Genomic DNA, 18,716 nt, shown 5'->3' on the forward strand with positions numbered 1-18,716 from the left:
AAATGAGCGGGGAGGTTATAGCATGAGTACAACACAGGTCAGCCATACGCGAGCCGAGCGTGTGGCGGCCCGGGGGGTGAAGCGGAGATATGCCCACAACCGGGCAGCTCTCCTGTTCCTGGCTCCGTGGCTGGTTGGTCTGCTGCTGCTGACACTTGGTCCCATGGTTGCCTCATTATACATTTCGTTTACCGAGTACAGTATCCTGACCGCCCCTGTGTGGGTTGGTCTGAATAACTACATTACGATGTTTACTTCGGATCCATTGTTCATCCAGTCCCTGAAGGTTACATTTACCTATGTTGCTGTTTCCGTACCGGTCAAGCTGATCTTCGCACTGCTCGTAGCGCTGCTGCTGAACAAGGGCATTCGCGGGCTTGGTATTTACCGTACCGTATATTACATTCCTACACTGCTCGGCGGCAGTGTGGCCATCGCCATGCTGTGGCGCAAAATGCTGGGCGGCGACGGCTTGCTGAACGGGCTGCTGGCCATGATCGGCATCCAGGCTCCGGATTGGGTCGCCAACCCGAAATATGCCCTGTATTCTATCGTGCTGTTGTCCGTGTGGCAGTTCGGTTCGTCCATGATTATTTTCCTGGCAGGCCTGAAGCAGATTCCACCGGAATATGAGGAAGCTTCAGCCGTGGACGGAGCCGGCCCGGTCCGGCGATTCTTCAGCATTACCCTGCCGATTCTGTCACCGGTCATCTTCTTCAATCTGGTCATGCAGCTGATCACGTCGTTCCAATCGTTTACACAGGCCTTCGTCGTCAGCAACGGCAGCGGCGGCCCCGTCAATTCGACGTTGATGTATTCCCTGTACCTTTACAAAAAAGGATTTTCGTTCTACCAGATGGGGTATGCTTCCGCCATGGCATGGATACTCGTGATTCTGATCGGCGTGTTTACATTGCTCGTGTTCCGCAGCAGCAGGCTGTGGGTGCACTATGAGGACGGTGGAAAATCATGATCGGACAACGCAGCTCTACGGCATGGATCGTCACGAAGCATGTGCTGATTTCGGCCATTGCCTTTGTCATGTTGTATCCGGTGCTCTGGATGCTCGGCAGTTCGTTCAAGCCGGGACATATGATTTTTACGGAAACGTGGTTTTGGCCGAGGGAATGGAACTGGAGCAATTATGTGAACGGCTGGACAGGGATTCAAGGCAATCCCTTCTCCCGTTTCCTGATCAACTCGGTCATGCTGTCGCTCGGGGCGGTGCTGGGCAATGTCATTTCCTGCTCCATGGCCGCCTATGCCTTTGCCAGACTCGATTTTCGCTTCAAATCGATCTGCTTCGGGCTGATGCTGATGACAATTATGCTGCCGCATCACGTAACGCTCATTCCACAGTATATTCTGTTCAACCACCTGGAATGGATAAATACGTATCTGCCGCTTGTCGTGCCGAAATGGCTCGCAACGGATGCCTTCTTCATTTTCCTGATGGTGCAGTTCTTCCGCGGACTGCCCAAAGAGCTGGACGAAGCGGCTACGATCGACGGCTGCGGACTGGTTAGCATTTACACCAAGATCATCCTTCCGCTCGCTTTTCCGGCGCTGGTGACAACGATGATCTTTACCTTTTTGTGGACATGGGACGACTTCTTCAGCCAGCTGATCTATCTGAGCGATGTAAGCAAGTATACGGTACCGCTCGGTCTTCGCCTTTTCCTGGATTCCAGCTCCCAATCCGATTGGGGACCGATGTTCGCGATGTCCATACTTTCGCTGGTGCCATGCTTTGTTGTTTTCATCGTATGTCAGAAGTACTTCGTGGAAGGCATCGCGACCTCCGGGCTCAAAGGGTAATTCCAAGACGAAGCGAGGGATACTGCATGAGGAAACGAAGCTGGTCCTTGTTCATCCGCCAAAAGCTGCAGCAAAGCAAGCTCACCACGTTGATGGTGACTTGCTTTATTGCGTTTAATCTGCTGCTCGTGTCGGTGATCGTGTGGCTTGCCTACCAGTCGTTCTCGACGGTTACGTTTACGGAGATCAGCAAGGCGCGCCTGGCCCTGCTCAATGAAAGCACGCGGCGGGGCTTTGACTTCATAACAAATGTGACGGGTACGGCCTACTCCCTGGCAAGCAACCGCGAGCTGTCAAATCTGTTGGATACGACTGGGGCAGGAAGACTGACACAAATTCACCAGCGGCGTGAAGCCGCCAAAATACTGGAGCATACCGTGGTGGTAAGTGAAGGCATCACCTCCGTGGAGCTGTACACCGATGCCTTCAACGGCGTGACCGTGGCGACGGCTGACCGCATCTATCCCGTGGATACGATCACCTCCGATTCATGGTTCGGTGCATTGGAGCAGGCGGATGCAGCCTGGGTGCCGTTAAAGGAGAATGCATCGGGCCAATCGCTGATCGGATATGCCCAGCGCATTTTCGACAGCCACGGAGGCACCGTGGCCTTCGTTCTGATCCGTTTAAGCCGGGAGGACATCATTAGCAGGTTTGCCGATTTGCCGTTTGTGCTTGATGGACAAGTCCTGCTGGTGGACACAGCGGGCAGCCTCATCATGCAGATGGGTGAAACAGAAATGGCGGAAACGACTGGTAGCTCTGACGACTCGTCGTACCCGGAAATGGCAGTTGGCAGAGAGCCGGAACCCGTCATTAATCAGGCCTGGCTTGAGGAACACGCTGCGCGTGGCGGGGACGGATTCGAGGTGGTCTCCGGTCCGGGCGGCTCGCAGCTTGTTCTCTATTCCCGGCCAGCCATGCTGCAGTGGCGTCTCGTGCAAATCATTCCCGTACATACACTGCTTGCTCCGGTAAAAACAGCAGGATGGAAGGTTCTGGGGGTAGCCGTTCTGGGGCTCATGTGCTCGGCCGTACTCGCCTGGCTGTTCGTGCGCGGTATCGTGCGGCCCTTGAGGCAGCTAATCCGTCGAATGCGGCAGCTGGAAGGAGGAGACTTCGACACGCGTATCGAGCTGTCCTTCACCGAGGAATATGTCCATCTGGCGAATGGCTTCAACCATATGGCCTCCCGGCTGACCGGGCTGATGGATCAGGTTCGCGAGGAGAGCCGGGCGAAGCGGGAAGCCCAGACCGGATTGCTGGAGGCGCAAATCAAACCGCATTTTCTGTACAATACACTGGACATGATCCATTGGCGTGCCATGGATTATCAGGCACGCGATATCAGCCGCATGATTGTGCAGCTGAGCAAGCTGCTGCGCATCGGATTGAGCGGGGGCAGGCTGTTCATCCAGGTCCGGGATGAGCTGGAGCATGCCCGCTGTTATGTCAGCATTCAGGCGGAACGTCTGCCTTTCTCCATTGATTACGAGGAACGGATTGATCCGCGTGTGCGCGGCTGCTACATTCCGAAAATCATACTGCAGCCCTTCATTGAAAATGCCGTCATGCATGGTCATCCGACTGAGGAAGCGCTCCGCATCCGGGTGGAGATGCAGGCGGATGTTGGCGGTCCGCAGGGTAAAGTAATCATTCGCATCACGGATAACGGGCAGGGGCTGCCGGAGGGATGGACGCTGGAGGAGGCCTGCGGCATTGGTGTACGTAATGTGCATCAGCGCATTCAACTGTATTGCGGAGCGGCCTATGGTGTACTGCTGAGGTCTGCCGACTCGGGCGGTGTGGAGGTAACCATCACATTGCCGTGCATTGATAAAGAGTTTTCGCAAACTCGCGACTTTAGTCATGAGTAAGAAAGCTTCGGTTCAGGCATGTCATTTGACATGTCAATGAACCGACATATGGTATATATGATTTTATTTATAATCTACATTTTATCAATATTTCCGATGTGTTTTTCTATGACGTATGGTAAAATAATCTTGGTGATAAACTATGGCAGAAACTAGACGTGGCAGAGGGTATGTTTACGCCCTCGAATACCATATCGTATGGTGCGTGAAATACCGACACCGAGTCCTCACGGATGAAGTGGACGCTAGACTCAAGGAAATTCTCCTGCAAGTCGCGTCCGACTACAACTTTACCATCTCTGAAATGGAAACAGATCAAGACCATATCCATGTTCTGGTCGAATGCACGCCACAACATTCCATACCCAACATGGTCAAAGTGTTAAAAGGGATTTCCGCAAGACTTCTGTTTAAAGAATTTCCGCAGCTCAAGAAAAAGCTATGGGGAGGTCACTTGTGGAATCCCTCTTACTTTGTGGCGACCGTTAGCGAGCATACCGAAGAACAAATCCGGAAGTATATTCAAGATCAGAAAGTGAAGTGAGAATATGCTTGTTCATAAAGCCTACAGGTTTCGTATCTATCCCAACCAGGATCAGATCGTTCTCATTAACAAGACGCTCGGCTGTTCCCGTTTTGTCTTTAATCATTTTCTGGGACTATGGAATGAAACATATCACAGTACAGGCAAAGGATTGTCGTATACCCAATGCTCTGCTAAATTAACCAAATTGAAGCAAAAACTCGTATGGCTCAAAGAACCGGATAAATTTTCTTTGCAAAATGCTTTGAAGCATCTGGCCGATTCCTTTGAGAAATTTTTCAGAAAACAGAATGATGCGCCAAGATTTAAGAGTAAAAAGAATCCGGTGCAGTCGTATCAAACCAACTACACCAATGGCAATATTTCGATCACAGGTAATAAAGTGAAACTACCCAAATTAGGGCTCGTGAAATTTGCGAAGTCCAGAGAAGTCGAAGGTCGCATCATCAGTGCAACGATTAGGCGCAATCCTTCAGGAAAATACTTTGTTTCGCTGTTAGTGGAAACCGACATAGAGCCCCTGCGAAAAACCAACCGGGAAGTCGGGATTGACGTGGGGATTAAAGATTTCGCAGTTCTATCTAACGGTGAAGTGTTTGAGAATCCGAAATTTCTACGGAAGATGGAGCAAAAACTCATTCGTGAACAACGCATTCTTTCCAGACGGGTGGGAGGTTCCGCCAACTGTAATAAACAACGGGTGAAGGTGGCACGCATCCATGAACGTATTACCAATGCCCGAACAGACTACCTGCAAAAAATTTCAACACATATCGTCAAAAGCCACGACCTGATTGCGATTGAAGATTTGCAGGTATCTAACCTGATGAAGAATCACAAACTGGCCAAAGCCATTAGCGAAGTATCTTGGAAGCGATTTGGGAAAATGCTTGAATATAAGGCTAAATGGTACGGACGCAGGTTTGTAGCCGTAGGTAAAACCTTCGCCTCGTCTCAAATCTGTTCGTGTTGCGGCTACCAACATAAAGAGGTCAAGGATCTTCGTCTACGGGAGTGGGAATGTCCAGCATGCCACAGCCACCATGACCGGGATGTCAATGCAAGCAGAAACATTCTTGCCGAAGGCAAAAGACTTCTGAATGAATAGTTGCAAGAACCGCAGGGACTGCGGGGATAGCCTGGCGGCATATCACATGCTAATTCTGTTCAGTAGAATGGATTACCCAGGAATCTCATGGCTTTAGCCATGAGAGGTTTCAAAATGAGGAGAAGTTGAATCTTTGGCTGGGTGGTGAGAGCGCATGAAAACCATCATGCTGGTGGATGATGATCCGCATATGATCCGGGCGCTGACTGACCACATTGACTGGTCATCTCTTGGATTGCGCATCGCAGGCACGCCTTCAAGCGGTACCGATGCGCTGGAGCTGTTCCGCCATGTGCGGCCTGATCTGGTTATGACGGACGTATATTTGCCCGGCATGACAGGGCTTGAGATTACGCAGACGCTGAGGCGTGATCATCCGCATCTGCCAATTATCATCCTGAGCGGATATGATGAGTTCGAGAATGCCCGTGCGGCGATGCGCTGGGGGGTGAATCATTTTTTGCTGAAGCCTGCCGAAGTGGAAGAGATTGAGGCCGTACTGCGCGAGGTGCTGCTGGAGCTGGATGTGCGTGAGCGGCACGAGCGGCTGGAGCAGAACTATAGGCAGGAGATTGGACGTGTGCTTCCCTATTTGAGAAAACAGATTCTGCACGAGCTGCTCACCACGCGCTATCGTCAGGAGGAGCTGTCCCCCGAACGCATGGATTACGTGGGGCTCCGCAGGCCTGAGCGCGTACGTGCTGTCAGCCTCCAGCTTAACCGTCCCGAATTTCTGACACGGATGAAGGAGCGGGACTGGCAGCTGCTTCGCTATGGGGCAGCGGACATCATCCGGGAGACCGTACAGACATTCGTGCACACGATGGCAGGTGGCCAAATCGAGGTGCTCGATTACTCGGACCGGGTGTTCGTGCTTGTGCTGCTTGAGGATGAGCATGCGACGCAGCCTTTGGAGCCGCTGCTTCAGCGCATGATCGACCAAGTATTTACGTATTTAAAAATGGAGATGAGCGCAGGTATCGGAACCCGCAAGACTCATCTGTGCGAGCTGATGGATTCCTATCTGGAGAGCCGGGAGGCGCTTGAAGCGGCTGAATTCCAGGGAGGAAGCCGTGTGTACTGCTATGAGGCGTCCGGGTGGACGGAGCCGTCAGCTCCCGACTATTCCATGCACCTACGTCAGTGGAATGAAGCATGGGCCGATATGCGGCCTGATCTGGCAGAAAAGATATGGCAGAGGATTCGTGCCTTGATAGAGGAAGGGGGATGTACCAGCATTCAGGATGTACAGGTGGTGGCCGTGAGCCTGTTCGACACACTGATTCATAGCTGGAACCGCCGCTACCCCAGACTTGACCCTCCGCTGGCAATGGGTGAATTTCTGAGAGGTATTCAGCTTAAATACGCGCTGCCGGATCTGATATGCTGGATGGACGGCATTATCCAATGCTGGCTGGAGCAGACACGGAAAGAGACGGCCGAGAAGAAAAACAACAGGCTCGTGGCCCGAGCGAAACAGTATGTGGAAGAGCACTATGCGGAAGAAATCAGCTTTGAGGCCATCGCGCGGGGATTATATGTTCATCCCAAATATTTGAGTCAGCTCTTCAAACGGGTAACGGGAGAGAACTTCGTAAGCTATCTCAATAAATACCGGATTCAAAGGGCGATGGAGCTGCTGGAGTCGGGACATTACATGGTGTATGAGGTGAGCGAGATGACGGGATTTCGGAACGCCACCTATTTCAGCCAGGTGTTCAAAATGCTTACCGGAAAAAGCCCATCCGAAGTCTGTTAGGCATGGTTTATGGAGGATACTGTTTATTATGAAATGAAGCGCTTAACCTTCAGGAGAAGCTTTAAGCTTAGAAGGATTAAGCGCTTCATCATGTTTAGATTTCATAAATAATGTAAAGGGTTTAAAAAATATGTTTGACAACGAAAATGTAAGCGATTAGAATCACTGTATACATTGTATACAACGTATACACAAAAAATATGCGAAGGGATGATTCCTGATTAAGATCATTGATACTCACATGCATTTGGGTCTTTCCAAGTTTTCGGGAGTGAGTACAACGGAAGAGGATCTGATAAAAGCAATGGATCAGTTCGAAATTGCAATCGGTTTCGTCATGCCTCAACCAACATTGGAGAATGTTTTCGATGTCCATACTCGCATTGCTGACATGATGGAAAAGTATCCAAAGCGAATTTACGGAATGGCCAGTCCGGACCCTTGGCTGGAAGAAGAGGTCTATGTAAAAGAAGTAGAGCGCTGTATCAAGCAATTTGGATTTGTCGCAATCAAACTGCATCCGTTAGGACACAACATCAGCCCGCTATCCAAACATTGCGATAAAATTTACGAAATGGCCGATCAATACCAGGTTCCAGTTTTGGTTCATACCGGAACAGGAAATCCTTTTTCTCTGCCGTCGCTGATGATGGATCCGGCTAAGCGTTATCCAAATGTCTCTTTTATTCTCTGTCATGCGGGATTTGCTGTGTATGCGGATGAAGCACTGGTCACGGCAAAGCATTGTGAGAACATCTATCTTGAGCCGTCATGGTGCCAAACTTATATGACGCGAAAGATGATTGACCAAGTAGGGGTAGAAAAAATTATTATGGGCTCCGATCATATCAGCAATATTCCAGTGGAGCTGGCCAAGTACCACCATATTGGATTAACGGATCAGCAGTTGGAAGCCATTTTTTACGAAAATCCCAAACGGATCTTTAGACTGCATGGCCTGGAATAGAGATAACAGGAAAAACCGGCATAATGATTATTTTGAGGAAGTGAGTCGAATGATTAGAGGGGAAACGGATATCTTCGCACTAAGTTTTGTTTCGCCAGAAGGGAGTAATCAACATGGGTAAAACCGTACTAAGCATCGAAGGAACGGATTTTTATATCAATGGCAAAAAAGTGTATGAAGAAATCAAGGGCAGCCGGCCGGAAGCACATGGCTTGTTAATGAACGCCAGATTTATTCAGGGAATCTTCGATGACAGTGAAGATCCAAGCCGCTTCCATCGTTTCGGGCGGACGTTTGATCCGGAGCGGAACACAGATGATTTGATCGCGGCTCTTCCGGAATGGTACACGCACGGTCTACGCGCATTTACGGTAGGCCTGCAAGGCGGTGGACCTTGTTTTACATTGTTCAACGAGATGTTACACAATAATCCCTTTGGCGAAGACGGCACTAGCCTGGATCCTGCATACGCCAATCGGTTGGACCGCTTAATCCGTGCAGCTGATGAGATTGGGATGGTGGTTATCGTAAGCTTCTTCTATTTTTTTCAGGCGGAAAAGTTGAAGAATGGGCGTGCCGTATTGGAAGCAACCCGTACAGCATCACGCTTCCTCAGGGAAGGCGGATATACGAATGTGATCATCGAGATTGCCAATGAGCATGATCTGACCAAGAAGCATTCATTGCTTGAATATCCCGAGGGGATCGTAGCTCTAATGGAAATAGCGCGACATGAATCTGGCGGACTTCCTGTAGGGTGCAGTTCAACCGCCAGTTTTATCAGCGAAGAAGTGGCAAAAGAGAGTGATGTTGTATTCTACCACGGAAATGGCCGAACCAGGCAGCAGTACTATAATGATGTTTGCCAGCTTAGGAAATGGGCCCCGAATGCTCCGATTGTCTGTAATGAGGACTCTCAGGCTGTAGGCAATATGGAAGTGGCAGCTCGCCTGCATACATCATGGGGCTATTATAACAACTTGACCAAACAGGAGCCGCCGACAGACTGGCGGATTACAGATGGAGAAGATCGTTTTTTCGCACACCGTATGGCCAATATCATTGGAATTTCGCTGCCGGAGATCCCTTTTGAGGAGCAGTTTTATTTGCAAGGTCTGGAAAAGGAGATCACCCTCGATGGAAAGCGGTGGATACGATTGGCCAGCTTATATCCGGAAACGATCGATTATGTAGAATTTTTCCGGAACGGTCAATTGGAATATCAAAGTTACGATGAGCCGTTTTTGATGAACTTTGTATTCAATTGGTATCAAAGCCCTACGCTCGAAAAACCGGAGGATACGGAATGGAAGGCCGTTATACATCTAAAATCCGGAGACGTGCTCGAAAAGAAAGTGCTTCTTAAATAGAACAGGCACAAGCTTGGATAACAAACCATACTTGGAGACGAGGAGAAATAGAAAAATGAGCAGATACAATATTTCCGTGCTGGCAGGAGATGGTATTGGCCCTGAAGTAACGGAGGAGGCATTAAAGGTATTACGCGCTGTACAGCAGATGCATGGCACATTTGATCTTGAATTTGAAAATAACGGAGCGAGCTCCGGTCAATTTCTGAAGATGGGGAAAGCCATGACCGAAGAGCAGTTTGCTCAATGCAAATCAGCCGATGCCATGCTGATGGGGGCAATAGGATTGTTCGAAGCCCGCCATCCGGATGGCAGGGAAGTCAATGGGGACGTGATTTTCCGGCTGCGATTCGACCTGGATCTGTATGCAGGCGTTCGTCCTGTGAAGCTCTATGAAGGAGTACCCGGCCCCCTTCGCGATCAGGGAAATGGAATCGATTACGTGGTGGTTCGAGAAAATATCGAAGGTTTGTACGCATCGCGAACCGGAGGTTGTAATGTCCGTGACGAGATAGCAACCGATACCATTATCATTACAAAGACCGGCACGAAGAAGATTGTCGACTATGCGTTCCGCCTGGCATCCAAACGGCAAGGCCGGCCGGTGGACGGCAAATCGATGGTAACCTGTGTGGATAAAGCCAATGTGTTGAGCTCTTATGCCTACTTCCGCAAAATTTACGACGAGGTTGCGGCAAATTATCCCGGTATCGAAAAAGACTATGCTTATGTGGATGCCATGGCTTTCTATCAAGTTATTCAGCCTTCCCAATACGACGTGCTGGTTGCCGAAAATATGTTTGCAGATATCCTGTCCGATCTTTCTTCGGCGACCATTGGCGGACTCGGACTTGCGCCTTCGGGTGACATTGGGGATCGTCATGCAATGTTCCAGCCCTCGCATGGCTCGGCGCCAGGAATCGCAGGCAAGCAAATAGCCAACCCCATTGCCACCATCCTGTCTGGCGGGATGATGCTGGATTGGCTGGGCGAACAGCATCAGGATAACAGCTTAATGCAAGCGGGGAAAGACATCGAGGCGGCAGTGGCAGCGGTATTGAAGGAAGGCGTTATTCGCACTGGAGATATTGGGGGCAAATCCTCGACGTCGGAAGTGGGAGATGCGGTTGTTCGGGAATTAATCAAGCAGCATGAGGAGGCACAGCCGTGGAGCGTCTCCAAGGAATCATAGTAGGCTCAGGACATTTTGCTCAAATTCAAATGGACGCATGGGCACAAGTTAAGGGCGGCGCGATCATAGCAGTTGTCAGCCAGGATACGGAAGGAGCGAGAAGGCTGGCAGAGGCTCATCAGATTCCCCATTGGGGAGCAGACTCGGATATTGATGAGCTGATTCATAAGCTAAAACCGGATTTTCTGGATATCTGTACTCCACCGGATTCTCATTTTAAATATGCCAAAATCGCTGCAGATCAAGGGATTCCAGTTTTGTGCCAAAAGCCTGTTGCTCCCAGTCAGGAAGAAAGTGAGCAATTGGTGCGCTACTGTAGAGATAAAGGCGTACCAGTCATGATTAATGAGAATTGGCGCTGGCAAGGTTGGTATAGAGAAATACGCAAGATCATTGATTCAGGACAGCTTGGACGCCTCTTTCGGGTTTATTTTTCGATGCGTCCCGGGGATGGCTTCGGCCCATCTCCTTATCCGCTGCAGCCTTATTTTAAAGACATGGAGAAGTTTCTCTTATATGAAACCGGGGTACATTGGATCGACACTTTCAGGTATTTATTCGGAGATATCGAGAGCGTGTACTGCCAGATGAGAACTTGGAATCCTTTGATAAAAGGTGAGGATGATGCGATGGTGCTGTTCAATTTCGTCAATGGGATGACAGGCATTTATGATGCCAACCGGGTGGTTTATACGGCAGAGGTTCGCCCGCCAACTTATGGCTGGATGAACCTGGAGGGCGAGCTTGGCAATTTGAGGCTTGATGAAAACGGCCGTATTTTCATTACATTACGCGGCGAGACAGAGCAAGAGCATGCTTATGCCATTCCGGACGGATGGAAAGGCGGCAGCGTAATTTCTGCTCATCAGCATTTTATCGACGGCTTGCTCTCAGCAGATAACGATTATTTTGAGACAGAAGGCGAGAAATATATGATCTCCCAACGGATCGTTTACGCATGTTATCAATCGGCTAGTGAACGGCGAGTCGTTTCTATTTCTTAGGAGGTATCCATGGGAAATTGGAGAGAAAAGCTGGAAATCAGCATCGTTCATCCCGGGCTGTGGCCGGCTTCCGCTTCGGATGTAAAAGAATGGGAACACTCTGTTCGTTCGGTGCTGGAAGATCCATTCTTCGAACGAATTGAAATAGCTCCCATTGCCGATCAGCAGCGCAGACAGCAATTTAACGAATGGTTGCGCATTACCAATATGAAAGCCAGCTATTTGCTGCAGCCTCTTATTTTCGGTAACGGATACGATCTTCAATCTTCGGATACCGCGGAGAAAATGCTTGCGGTTAACCGAATCATTGAGGCCATGGATGAAGCAGTTGAATCGGGGGCAGATCGCGTAGCCGTGATCAGCGGTCCGAAAGCTCCACAAGAAGAAACCGAGGATCAATTGAATCGGCTTTGCGATTCGCTGCTGCTTCTGGATCAGGCAGCTGCAGAGCGAAAGCTTCAGCTTGATTTGGAATTATTCGATACTGATGTAGACAAAAAAAGGTTGTTTGGTGACAGCATGATGGCAGCAAAATTGATGGGGCAACTTGAAAAACAAACAACAAACCTTTCACTGCTTGTTGATTTGAGTCATGTGCCGCTGCTGGGGGAAACCATTGAGGATACTGTCTTCAATACAAAGGCATGGATGGGGCACGTGCATATTGGCAATTGCTCCACTAAACGGGATGATGCGCGGTATGGAGACAAACATCCGTATTTCGGTTATCCCAATGGTTGTCATCATGTAACCGAGGTAACCCGATTCCTGCAAGCACTCCATGATGTCGGCTATTTAACCCTTGAACGTAAAGCTGGATTGGGCATAGAGATCATGGCAGCGGCTGATGAAGAACCCGGACTGTTGATCGTAGGCGCGAAGCGTACGCTGATCCAAGCCTTGCAAAATATTAAAGTCGATGCCCGGAAGGTTGGTGAGATGATATGAGTTCGTTGCTGCTGGCTTTTTATGGCGACGATTTTACCGGATCCACAGATGCCATGGAAATGCTGGCAACACGAGGATACCGCACGGTATTGTTCCTTGATCCGCCTGATCCGGAAGAACTGAAGAGAAATTATCCGGATATTGATTGCATTGGCATTGCGGGAATAAGCCGTTCCTTGCAAAGTGAAGAGCTAGAGGAAGAGCTTGTTCCGATCTTTGAGCGTTTGCTGGCTTATCGGCCCTCTGTTGTTCACTACAAAGTCTGTTCAACGTTTGACTCTGCGCCACAGATCGGAAGCATCGGGCGCGTCATAGACATCGGGAGAAGTTATTTCACTCATCAACAGGTTACGCCAGTTTTGGCCGGCGCACCTCCACTAGCCCGGTATACGGTATTTGGTCAGCACTTCGCGGCGGCCGGAGATGCCATCCATCGATTGGACCGTCATCCCATCATGTCCGTTCATCCGGCTACTCCCATGGATGAGGCAGATCTTCGGCTTCACCTTGGGAAACAAACGGATCTGCCGATCGGATTGATGTCCGTTCTTGATCTGGAAGGCGATGATGAAGAGGTTTGGCAGCGCTTTACCGTCAAGCAGGACCCTGTCATATTGTTCGACTCGCTGAAACAAAGTGATACCATGGCTGCCGGGAAGATTCTATGGAGACTGGCCCAGGCCGACACGCCACTCTTTGTAGTCGGTTCCTCCGGGATAGAACATGCGTTGACCGGAATATGGGAGTCAATACTCGGTTTAAAGCGTCGTGTCCCAGACTATACTGTCAATCATGCAACCACGGATGAATCCGATCCAATAGCAGTACTCTCTGGCAGCGCCTCTGACATTACGAAAAAGCAGATTGAAGCGGCAGAGAAGGAAGGGTTCGTTTCCATACGTCTCCCGTTAAAGGACCTTTTGAATATGGATACTGGCGAGATTGCCCTGGAAAGCATATTGGACACAACGGAGAAACTGCTGAGTGCAGGCAAAGACGTCATTCTGTATACCGCGAAAGGTCCTCATGATCCTTCAATTCCGGAGATGAGAGAAATTCTGAGATCCACAGGAGTCCAGGCAGATAAAAGCGGGAAGTTGCTTGGACAACTACTGGGGCGAATCATGAAGGGCATTATTACGCGGAAATGCACACGAAGATTTGTCGTTGCCGGCGGGGATACTTCCGGATTCGCAACAAAGGAGCTTGGAGTCTCTGCAATGGAAATAGCTGCTCCGGTCGCGCCTGGCGCGCCTTTAAACCGATGCTATTCCAGCGATCCCCTTGTAGACGGATTAGAGCTTGCTCTCAAAGGGGGACAGCTTGGACAAGAAGATTATTTTTTAAGAGTGAAGAAAGAACTTCTATAAAGGAAAAGATGAGAAGGGGGTGAGAACGATCAGTACGTCATGGCAAGAGATTATTGATGTTGGACAGTATATGATGAACTACCGGCTGGCTTGGGGAAATTCGGGCAATATAAGCAAGCGCATTGATGATTACACGATGCTAATAACGGGATCTGGCACGTACATGGGACATCTGGATGAAGCGGATCTGGTTAAAGTGACGATATCTTCAGGATGGTATGATGGGGGCGGGAAGCGGCCATCCAAGGAAATCCCGATGCATGCTGCAATTTATAAAGCACGTCCCGATGCCGGGTTCGTGATTCACTCTTCTCCATTCTGGACAACTTTGGCTGCGTGCTCAGACTTACAGATCGAAAGCAAGCTGTTTATCGAGAGCATGTATTATGCTGAACGCATCGTTTATGTGGACTATTATCATCCCGGAAGCAGGGAATTGGGGGCAGCTGTTGGGGAAAAAGCCAAAGAAGCTAACGTGATTATTCTGAAAAACCACGGGGTTATCGTATTTGATACTTCTATGCAGGAAGCCCGGATGTGTCTTGAGACCATTGAAATGACCTGCAAAATGGCTGCCATTACTAAAATGACAGGCTTGAATCCTGCTGTTCTAGGCTCGGACACAGCAAAGGATTTTCTCGATCATTCCGGATACAAGCCTCCCCGTTTATGGTAATATGAGTGCAACCATAAAATATAGAAGGATGAGAGCATGAACAATATAGGGATAGTTAAGGATACCCTGGATCAAACCGTGTACTTGCGACTGCGAGAAATGATTATAAATGGCGAATTTCCTCCAGATCAGTTGATTATCCAGAACCAACTGACTGAGACACTGGGTGTCAGCCGTACACCTCTGCGCAAAGCAATGGCGGAGTTGGAGATGGAGGGGCTTCTATACAGGACGTCGAAGGGCTGGTATGCGAAAAAATTTACTCTCGAGGACATGATATCCGTATTCGAGCTGCGTGCAGTGTTGGAAGGTTTGGCCTGCCGACTGTTGGCGCCTGTCATTGAAGACGATAAAATTGTCTATATGCGGGCCATCTTTCAAAGTGCCTATCAAAAGAGGCAGGAACATGACAAAGATGCCTATTATTTAGCCGACAAGAAATTTCACAATTTAATCGCATCGGAAACCAAAGATTTTCATTTATCCAAGTCATTGGAGTCATGCAAAGTTATCCAAACCAGCCTTACGAAGGGTCTATATCGTTCGCCTGATGAGACATATCCTGAGCATATGGCGATCATTGACGCAATCGAGAAGAGGGACGGCGACTTGGCTGAAGAATTGATGAGAAATCATATTCGGGCGACAATCGCCGTATTGAAATCAGGGGATTCCTCCATCTACTTTTAAATTCAGGCAGAAAAGGGTACGAATGGATTCTGCGGTCATTATTCCAAGCAACAAACAGGTGCGAAATATTACATTACTATCCATCCTTATTTGTTGTTTGGAATCGATCGTCCCACGCTAACCTTTCAATGCAACAGGCAAATCTTGAATAACGTCAGATAACAACCAAAATAAGAGCGCAGGAACATGCTGATCTCCTATCCCGAGAGCCTTTTAAAGGTATTCATATTCACCTAAAATGTAAACGCTTTAATCATAATTCAGGGAGTGAACATAATGGAAGTAAAGATAAAGGATGAGCTGGCCGAGTCACGGGGGATTGGCAATAATCAAAAGATCCCCTTGCTGGAAAAAATCAGTTACGGTCTGGGGGATACCGGTTCCAACTTAATCTATACCGTTATTACTACGTATTTAACCTTTTACTTTACAGATATTTATGGAATTGGTGCCGCTGCAGTCGGTACTCTTATGCTGATTGCAAGAATTGTTGATATGATCGACAGCCCGATTCTGGGAATCCTGATTGACAAAACAAACACAAGATGGGGGAAATCCCGGCCCTGGATCTTATGGTCATGTATTCCATTCTCCATCGTTTCCATTCTTCTGTTCATGGGCCCTGAGTTAAGCGCCTCCGGTAAAATGGCCTATGTCTATATCTTCTATATTGCAGCCAACGTGTTATATGCAGCAGTGAATAACCCGTTACAGACCATGCTGCCCAGTATGACAAGCAACATTCAGGAAAGAACCGTTGCCAATACCTTCAGGATGTTCGGGGGACAAATCGGCGGATTAATTGTAAACTTGACTCTGCTGCCGCTTGTAGCTTACTTTGGCGCCGGCGATCAGCAAAAAGGTTTTTTCTATGCAATGACACTGTTCTCGCTAACCGCGTTAGTCCTATTCTTAGTCACCTTCTTCAACACCAGAGAACGCGTACAGAGCGTATCCGGAAATGAGTCCATTCCTGTAAAAGAAGGGCTAAAAGCGATTAAAGGAAACTTCCCGTGGATAGGCGTCTCCTTATTCGGGATTACTTTTTACACCATGTATATTATGAAATTGTCAGCAGGTATTTATTATATGACGTATTATATCAACAAGCCTGACATCATTTCTATCGTCAATACGCTTGCGATGAGTTCACTTGTGGGTATATTGGCTATCCCTTTCTTAACGAAGAAATATAGTAAAAAAGCCTTGGTGATTACCGGGATTGCTATAAATATCGTGGGCCAGTTAATTATCTATATGGCTGGCGCAAATGTATCTTTAATCATTGCGGGCACAATCATCGGGTCGATTGGTATGGGCTTTCCCGCAGGATTGCTGTTTGTTTTGAAGGCTGATACGGTTGACTATGGTGAGTGGAAGTCTGGTGTCCGTGCTCCAGGAATTCTTATGTCCGCTTCAGGGATTGCCAATAAATTAGGTTCAGGTCTTGGGGCAGCCATTCCGGTTTGGCTGCTTGCTGCTGGTGGTTATATCGCCAACCAACAGCAAACCTCTGCAGCATTGCAAATGATATCATTAAGCTACATCTGGCTGCCTATTATTTTGGGTGTAGTAGCCATCCTTATTATGGCTTTTGTCTATAAGTGGGAAAAGCCGCATGATGTCATTGTATCGGAGTTGGAAGCAAGAAGAGTCAACAACAATAAATAACACACAATAGCAAACCATCAGTCTGGTGATATCCCTTCACGGTAGAGAACGAAAAAGACATCTGGCAAGGTGTCTCTAACGCTGCCTCCCGGAAGGGATTTTTTCACGGGAAAAATCATCCCCCCTAACTGGCTGTCTTCTGAATATTTACAGATCTTTTGTTCGAATGTTGCTGCTAACAATCCCACCTAAAACTCCCCCTGTGGAAAGAAGGGCACTTTTTAAAATGGGCGGAGTTTCTTTTTCGACAGAGCTGCTTAAAAGTATGAATGTGGAAAAGGTTAATGCCGCAAGCAATCCCCAGAAGCTTCCCAGCCACGATAACGCCATGTGTTCCTGAAACAGTACATTGGCAGCCAAAATGGAACCCATGAGAAGCAACGCAATGGAAATAAGCTTACTCTTTGTCGGCTTTTTCTTATGGAATACCCACTCCAGCAGAGCTCCGATCCAGACAAATTGAAACAAAAAAACAATGGCCAGCGAAGCGTTTAGGGTTTGTAAGGCTTGATAATAGAATATACCTGTTAACCCGAATGGAATTCCAGATAGAATCAGTTTTGAAATTTGTATAAGGGTTAGCTTTTTCTTTTTGGTAAATAAAACAACAAGCCAAGTAAGCACAGCTCCGATAAAATACTGGCCTCCAGTTACTGCTGACACTGTAAAACCTGCTGCATACGCAAATTTAACATGTTTCCGTGAGAAGTCCCCTTCCTCTGCAGGTAGGGGATGAATCTCGGTTAGGCGAAGCCTACATGCACCTGTCTATTGTATGAGGCGCGCGCTTTCCTAGTCGAATCTTTGTGTGGTATGATGGGAATATACGTTCTTATTAAGGCGGTGACCCTTCGTGCAAATCACGTATCAATTTCGCCTCTACCCGACCCTCGAACAAGAAGAACTCATGATTCGAACGTTGAACTTGTGCCGGAAGCTGTACAATCGGGCGAAGGAGCAACGGGATACCGTCTACAACCAAGAGGGCAAAACCGTCACCTACGCCAAGCAGCAAAATGAATTGCCCGCCTTCAAGAAGGAATTTCCCGAATATAAAGAAGTTCATTCGCAAGTGTTACAAGATTGCCTGCGTCGTTTGGATGATGCCTATCAGCGGTTCTTTCGCGGCGATGCGGGTTTTCCTCACTATAAGTCAGCCGACCGATATCTCTCCTTTACGTACCCTCAGCCTGGTGCGGTAGACAAGACTTTCGCCCGGGATGGATACGTCTATCTGTCCAAAATCGGCTTTGTCCGCCTGCGTACACATCGTCCGTTCGACCGGGCAAATGTGACCCAAATCAACGTAAAACGGCATGCAGACGGATGGATCGTGGGGATCGGCGTGAGCATAGAGGCAGCGGAAGCAGGCCAGACGGCGGAAACAGCCGTGGGCATCGACGTTGGGCTACGCACGTTTGCGGCGCTGTCCGATGAGACGAAGGTGGACAACCCGCGGCATCTGCAAAGAGCGGAGAAGCGGCTCAGACGAGCCCAACGGCGGCTATCCCGCAAAGCGCGCGGTTCCCGCAACCGGCAGAAAGCCAAACGGAAAGTCGCGAGCATCCACCAGAAAGTGGCGCGGCAGCGAAAAGATTTCTTGCACAAACAATCGCATCGCATCGTTCAGGGACATGACCTGATGGCGGTGGAGCAGCTGAAAGTGAAGAACATGATCCGTAACCGCCGACTGTCCAAAAGCATCTCGGATGCCGGATGGCG

Annotated in this window: 16 protein-coding genes and 1 pseudogene; 16 read left to right on the forward strand and 1 reads right to left on the reverse strand. The window is 48.8% G+C overall.

Annotation, left to right across the window (positions count from 1 at the left end; translation table 11 throughout):
- The first annotated feature begins 22 nt into the window (after positions 1 to 22).
- The 15 genes from ACI1P2_RS06375 to ACI1P2_RS06445 all read left to right on the forward strand — a co-directional run bounded on the left by ACI1P2_RS06375 (position 23) and on the right by ACI1P2_RS06445 (position 16,994).
- Positions 23 to 973 carry a carbohydrate ABC transporter permease gene (locus tag ACI1P2_RS06375; RefSeq protein ID WP_355317917.1) on the forward strand — a complete coding sequence of 317 codons (951 nt, stop codon included), beginning with the start codon at positions 23 to 25 and terminating at the stop codon, positions 971 to 973.
- Complete coding sequence (locus ACI1P2_RS06380; protein ID WP_355317919.1) at positions 970 to 1,818, forward strand: carbohydrate ABC transporter permease; 849 nt, start codon at positions 970 to 972, stop codon at positions 1,816 to 1,818. Before ACI1P2_RS06375 ends, ACI1P2_RS06380 begins: the two co-directional genes overlap by 4 nt.
- 26 nt (positions 1,819 to 1,844) lie before the next feature.
- Positions 1,845 to 3,695 (forward strand): sensor histidine kinase, encoded by a 1,851-nt coding sequence (locus ACI1P2_RS06385; protein ID WP_355317921.1) that lies wholly within the window; start codon positions 1,845 to 1,847, stop codon positions 3,693 to 3,695.
- Positions 3,696 to 3,837: 142 nt separating this feature from the next.
- Positions 3,838 to 4,239 (forward strand): IS200/IS605 family transposase, encoded by a 402-nt coding sequence (tnpA, locus tag ACI1P2_RS06390; protein ID WP_355317922.1) that lies wholly within the window; start codon positions 3,838 to 3,840, stop codon positions 4,237 to 4,239.
- A 4-nt stretch (positions 4,240 to 4,243) separates the two neighbouring features.
- Positions 4,244 to 5,347 carry an IS200/IS605 family element RNA-guided endonuclease TnpB gene (gene tnpB / locus ACI1P2_RS06395; protein WP_408976150.1) on the forward strand — a complete coding sequence of 368 codons (1,104 nt, stop codon included), beginning with the start codon at positions 4,244 to 4,246 and terminating at the stop codon, positions 5,345 to 5,347.
- 154 nt (positions 5,348 to 5,501) lie between these two features.
- On the forward strand, positions 5,502 to 7,106 hold the full coding sequence (locus ACI1P2_RS06400; RefSeq protein ID WP_355317924.1) for a response regulator: 1,605 nt from the start codon (positions 5,502 to 5,504) through the stop codon (positions 7,104 to 7,106).
- 241 nt (positions 7,107 to 7,347) lie between these two features.
- The gene (locus ACI1P2_RS06405; RefSeq protein ID WP_355317925.1) at positions 7,348 to 8,073 is read left to right on the forward strand and encodes an amidohydrolase family protein; all 726 of its coding nucleotides are present in this window, start codon (positions 7,348 to 7,350) and stop codon (positions 8,071 to 8,073) included.
- A 113-nt stretch (positions 8,074 to 8,186) separates the two neighbouring features.
- A complete protein-coding gene (locus tag ACI1P2_RS06410; RefSeq protein WP_355317927.1) occupies positions 8,187 to 9,443 on the forward strand; it encodes a hypothetical protein in 1,257 nt (418 codons plus the stop codon).
- Positions 9,444 to 9,498: 55 nt separating this feature from the next.
- Entirely contained in the window at positions 9,499 to 10,635 is a 1,137-nt protein-coding gene (locus ACI1P2_RS06415; protein ID WP_355317929.1) for an isocitrate/isopropylmalate dehydrogenase family protein, read from the forward strand.
- Positions 10,611 to 11,639 carry a Gfo/Idh/MocA family protein gene (locus tag ACI1P2_RS06420; RefSeq protein ID WP_355317931.1) on the forward strand — a complete coding sequence of 343 codons (1,029 nt, stop codon included), beginning with the start codon at positions 10,611 to 10,613 and terminating at the stop codon, positions 11,637 to 11,639. Before ACI1P2_RS06415 ends, ACI1P2_RS06420 begins: the two co-directional genes overlap by 25 nt.
- A gap of 9 nt (positions 11,640 to 11,648) precedes the next feature.
- Positions 11,649 to 12,587: a sugar phosphate isomerase/epimerase family protein gene (locus ACI1P2_RS06425; protein ID WP_355317933.1), complete on the forward strand. Its 939-nt coding sequence runs from the start codon at positions 11,649 to 11,651 to the stop codon at positions 12,585 to 12,587.
- On the forward strand, positions 12,584 to 13,957 hold the full coding sequence (locus ACI1P2_RS06430; protein WP_355317934.1) for a four-carbon acid sugar kinase family protein: 1,374 nt from the start codon (positions 12,584 to 12,586) through the stop codon (positions 13,955 to 13,957). Before ACI1P2_RS06425 ends, ACI1P2_RS06430 begins: the two co-directional genes overlap by 4 nt.
- A gap of 19 nt (positions 13,958 to 13,976) precedes the next feature.
- The gene (locus ACI1P2_RS06435) at positions 13,977 to 14,633 is read left to right on the forward strand and encodes a class II aldolase/adducin family protein (RefSeq protein ID WP_355317936.1); all 657 of its coding nucleotides are present in this window, start codon (positions 13,977 to 13,979) and stop codon (positions 14,631 to 14,633) included.
- A 36-nt stretch (positions 14,634 to 14,669) separates the two neighbouring features.
- Positions 14,670 to 15,323 (forward strand): GntR family transcriptional regulator, encoded by a 654-nt coding sequence (locus ACI1P2_RS06440; protein WP_355317938.1) that lies wholly within the window; start codon positions 14,670 to 14,672, stop codon positions 15,321 to 15,323.
- Positions 15,324 to 15,599: 276 nt separating this feature from the next.
- Positions 15,600 to 16,994 (forward strand): glycoside-pentoside-hexuronide (GPH):cation symporter, encoded by a 1,395-nt coding sequence (locus ACI1P2_RS06445; protein ID WP_355317940.1) that lies wholly within the window; start codon positions 15,600 to 15,602, stop codon positions 16,992 to 16,994.
- A 189-nt stretch (positions 16,995 to 17,183) separates the two neighbouring features.
- Here the strand turns inward: ACI1P2_RS06445 and ACI1P2_RS06450 are convergent.
- A pseudogene (locus tag ACI1P2_RS06450) lies at positions 17,184 to 17,687 on the reverse strand (EamA family transporter); the annotation flags it as partial.
- 214 nt (positions 17,688 to 17,901) lie between these two features.
- Here ACI1P2_RS06450 and ACI1P2_RS06455 point away from each other — a divergent pair.
- Positions 17,902 to 18,716 (forward strand): RNA-guided endonuclease InsQ/TnpB family protein (locus ACI1P2_RS06455; RefSeq protein ID WP_355317941.1); only part of this gene is annotated, 815 nt, incomplete at its 3' end.

The organism is Paenibacillus jiangxiensis (assembly GCF_046098255.1).
In the GTDB taxonomy this organism is placed as follows: domain Bacteria; phylum Bacillota; class Bacilli; order Paenibacillales; family Paenibacillaceae; genus Paenibacillus; species Paenibacillus jiagnxiensis.

Excerpts from the sequence above, each read along its gene's own strand:
- ACI1P2_RS06385 (WP_355317921.1), top strand. The coding sequence starts at position 1,845 with ATGAGGAAACGAAGCTGGTCCTTGTTCATCCGCCAAAAGCTGCAGCAA.
- ACI1P2_RS06410 (WP_355317927.1), top strand. The coding sequence starts at position 8,187 with ATGGGTAAAACCGTACTAAGCATCGAAGGAACGGATTTTTATATCAAT.
- tnpA (WP_355317922.1), top strand. The coding sequence starts at position 3,838 with ATGGCAGAAACTAGACGTGGCAGAGGGTATGTTTACGCCCTCGAATAC.
- ACI1P2_RS06405 (WP_355317925.1), top strand. The coding sequence starts at position 7,348 with ATGCATTTGGGTCTTTCCAAGTTTTCGGGAGTGAGTACAACGGAAGAG.
- ACI1P2_RS06415 (WP_355317929.1), top strand. The coding sequence starts at position 9,499 with ATGAGCAGATACAATATTTCCGTGCTGGCAGGAGATGGTATTGGCCCT.
- ACI1P2_RS06445 (WP_355317940.1), top strand. The coding sequence starts at position 15,600 with ATGGAAGTAAAGATAAAGGATGAGCTGGCCGAGTCACGGGGGATTGGC.
- ACI1P2_RS06375 (WP_355317917.1), top strand. The coding sequence starts at position 23 with ATGAGTACAACACAGGTCAGCCATACGCGAGCCGAGCGTGTGGCGGCC.
- ACI1P2_RS06430 (WP_355317934.1), top strand. The coding sequence starts at position 12,584 with ATGAGTTCGTTGCTGCTGGCTTTTTATGGCGACGATTTTACCGGATCC.
- tnpB (WP_408976150.1), top strand. The coding sequence starts at position 4,244 with ATGCTTGTTCATAAAGCCTACAGGTTTCGTATCTATCCCAACCAGGAT.
- ACI1P2_RS06425 (WP_355317933.1), top strand. The coding sequence starts at position 11,649 with ATGGGAAATTGGAGAGAAAAGCTGGAAATCAGCATCGTTCATCCCGGG.
- ACI1P2_RS06440 (WP_355317938.1), top strand. The coding sequence starts at position 14,670 with ATGAACAATATAGGGATAGTTAAGGATACCCTGGATCAAACCGTGTAC.
- ACI1P2_RS06380 (WP_355317919.1), top strand. The coding sequence starts at position 970 with ATGATCGGACAACGCAGCTCTACGGCATGGATCGTCACGAAGCATGTG.
- ACI1P2_RS06400 (WP_355317924.1), top strand. The coding sequence starts at position 5,502 with ATGAAAACCATCATGCTGGTGGATGATGATCCGCATATGATCCGGGCG.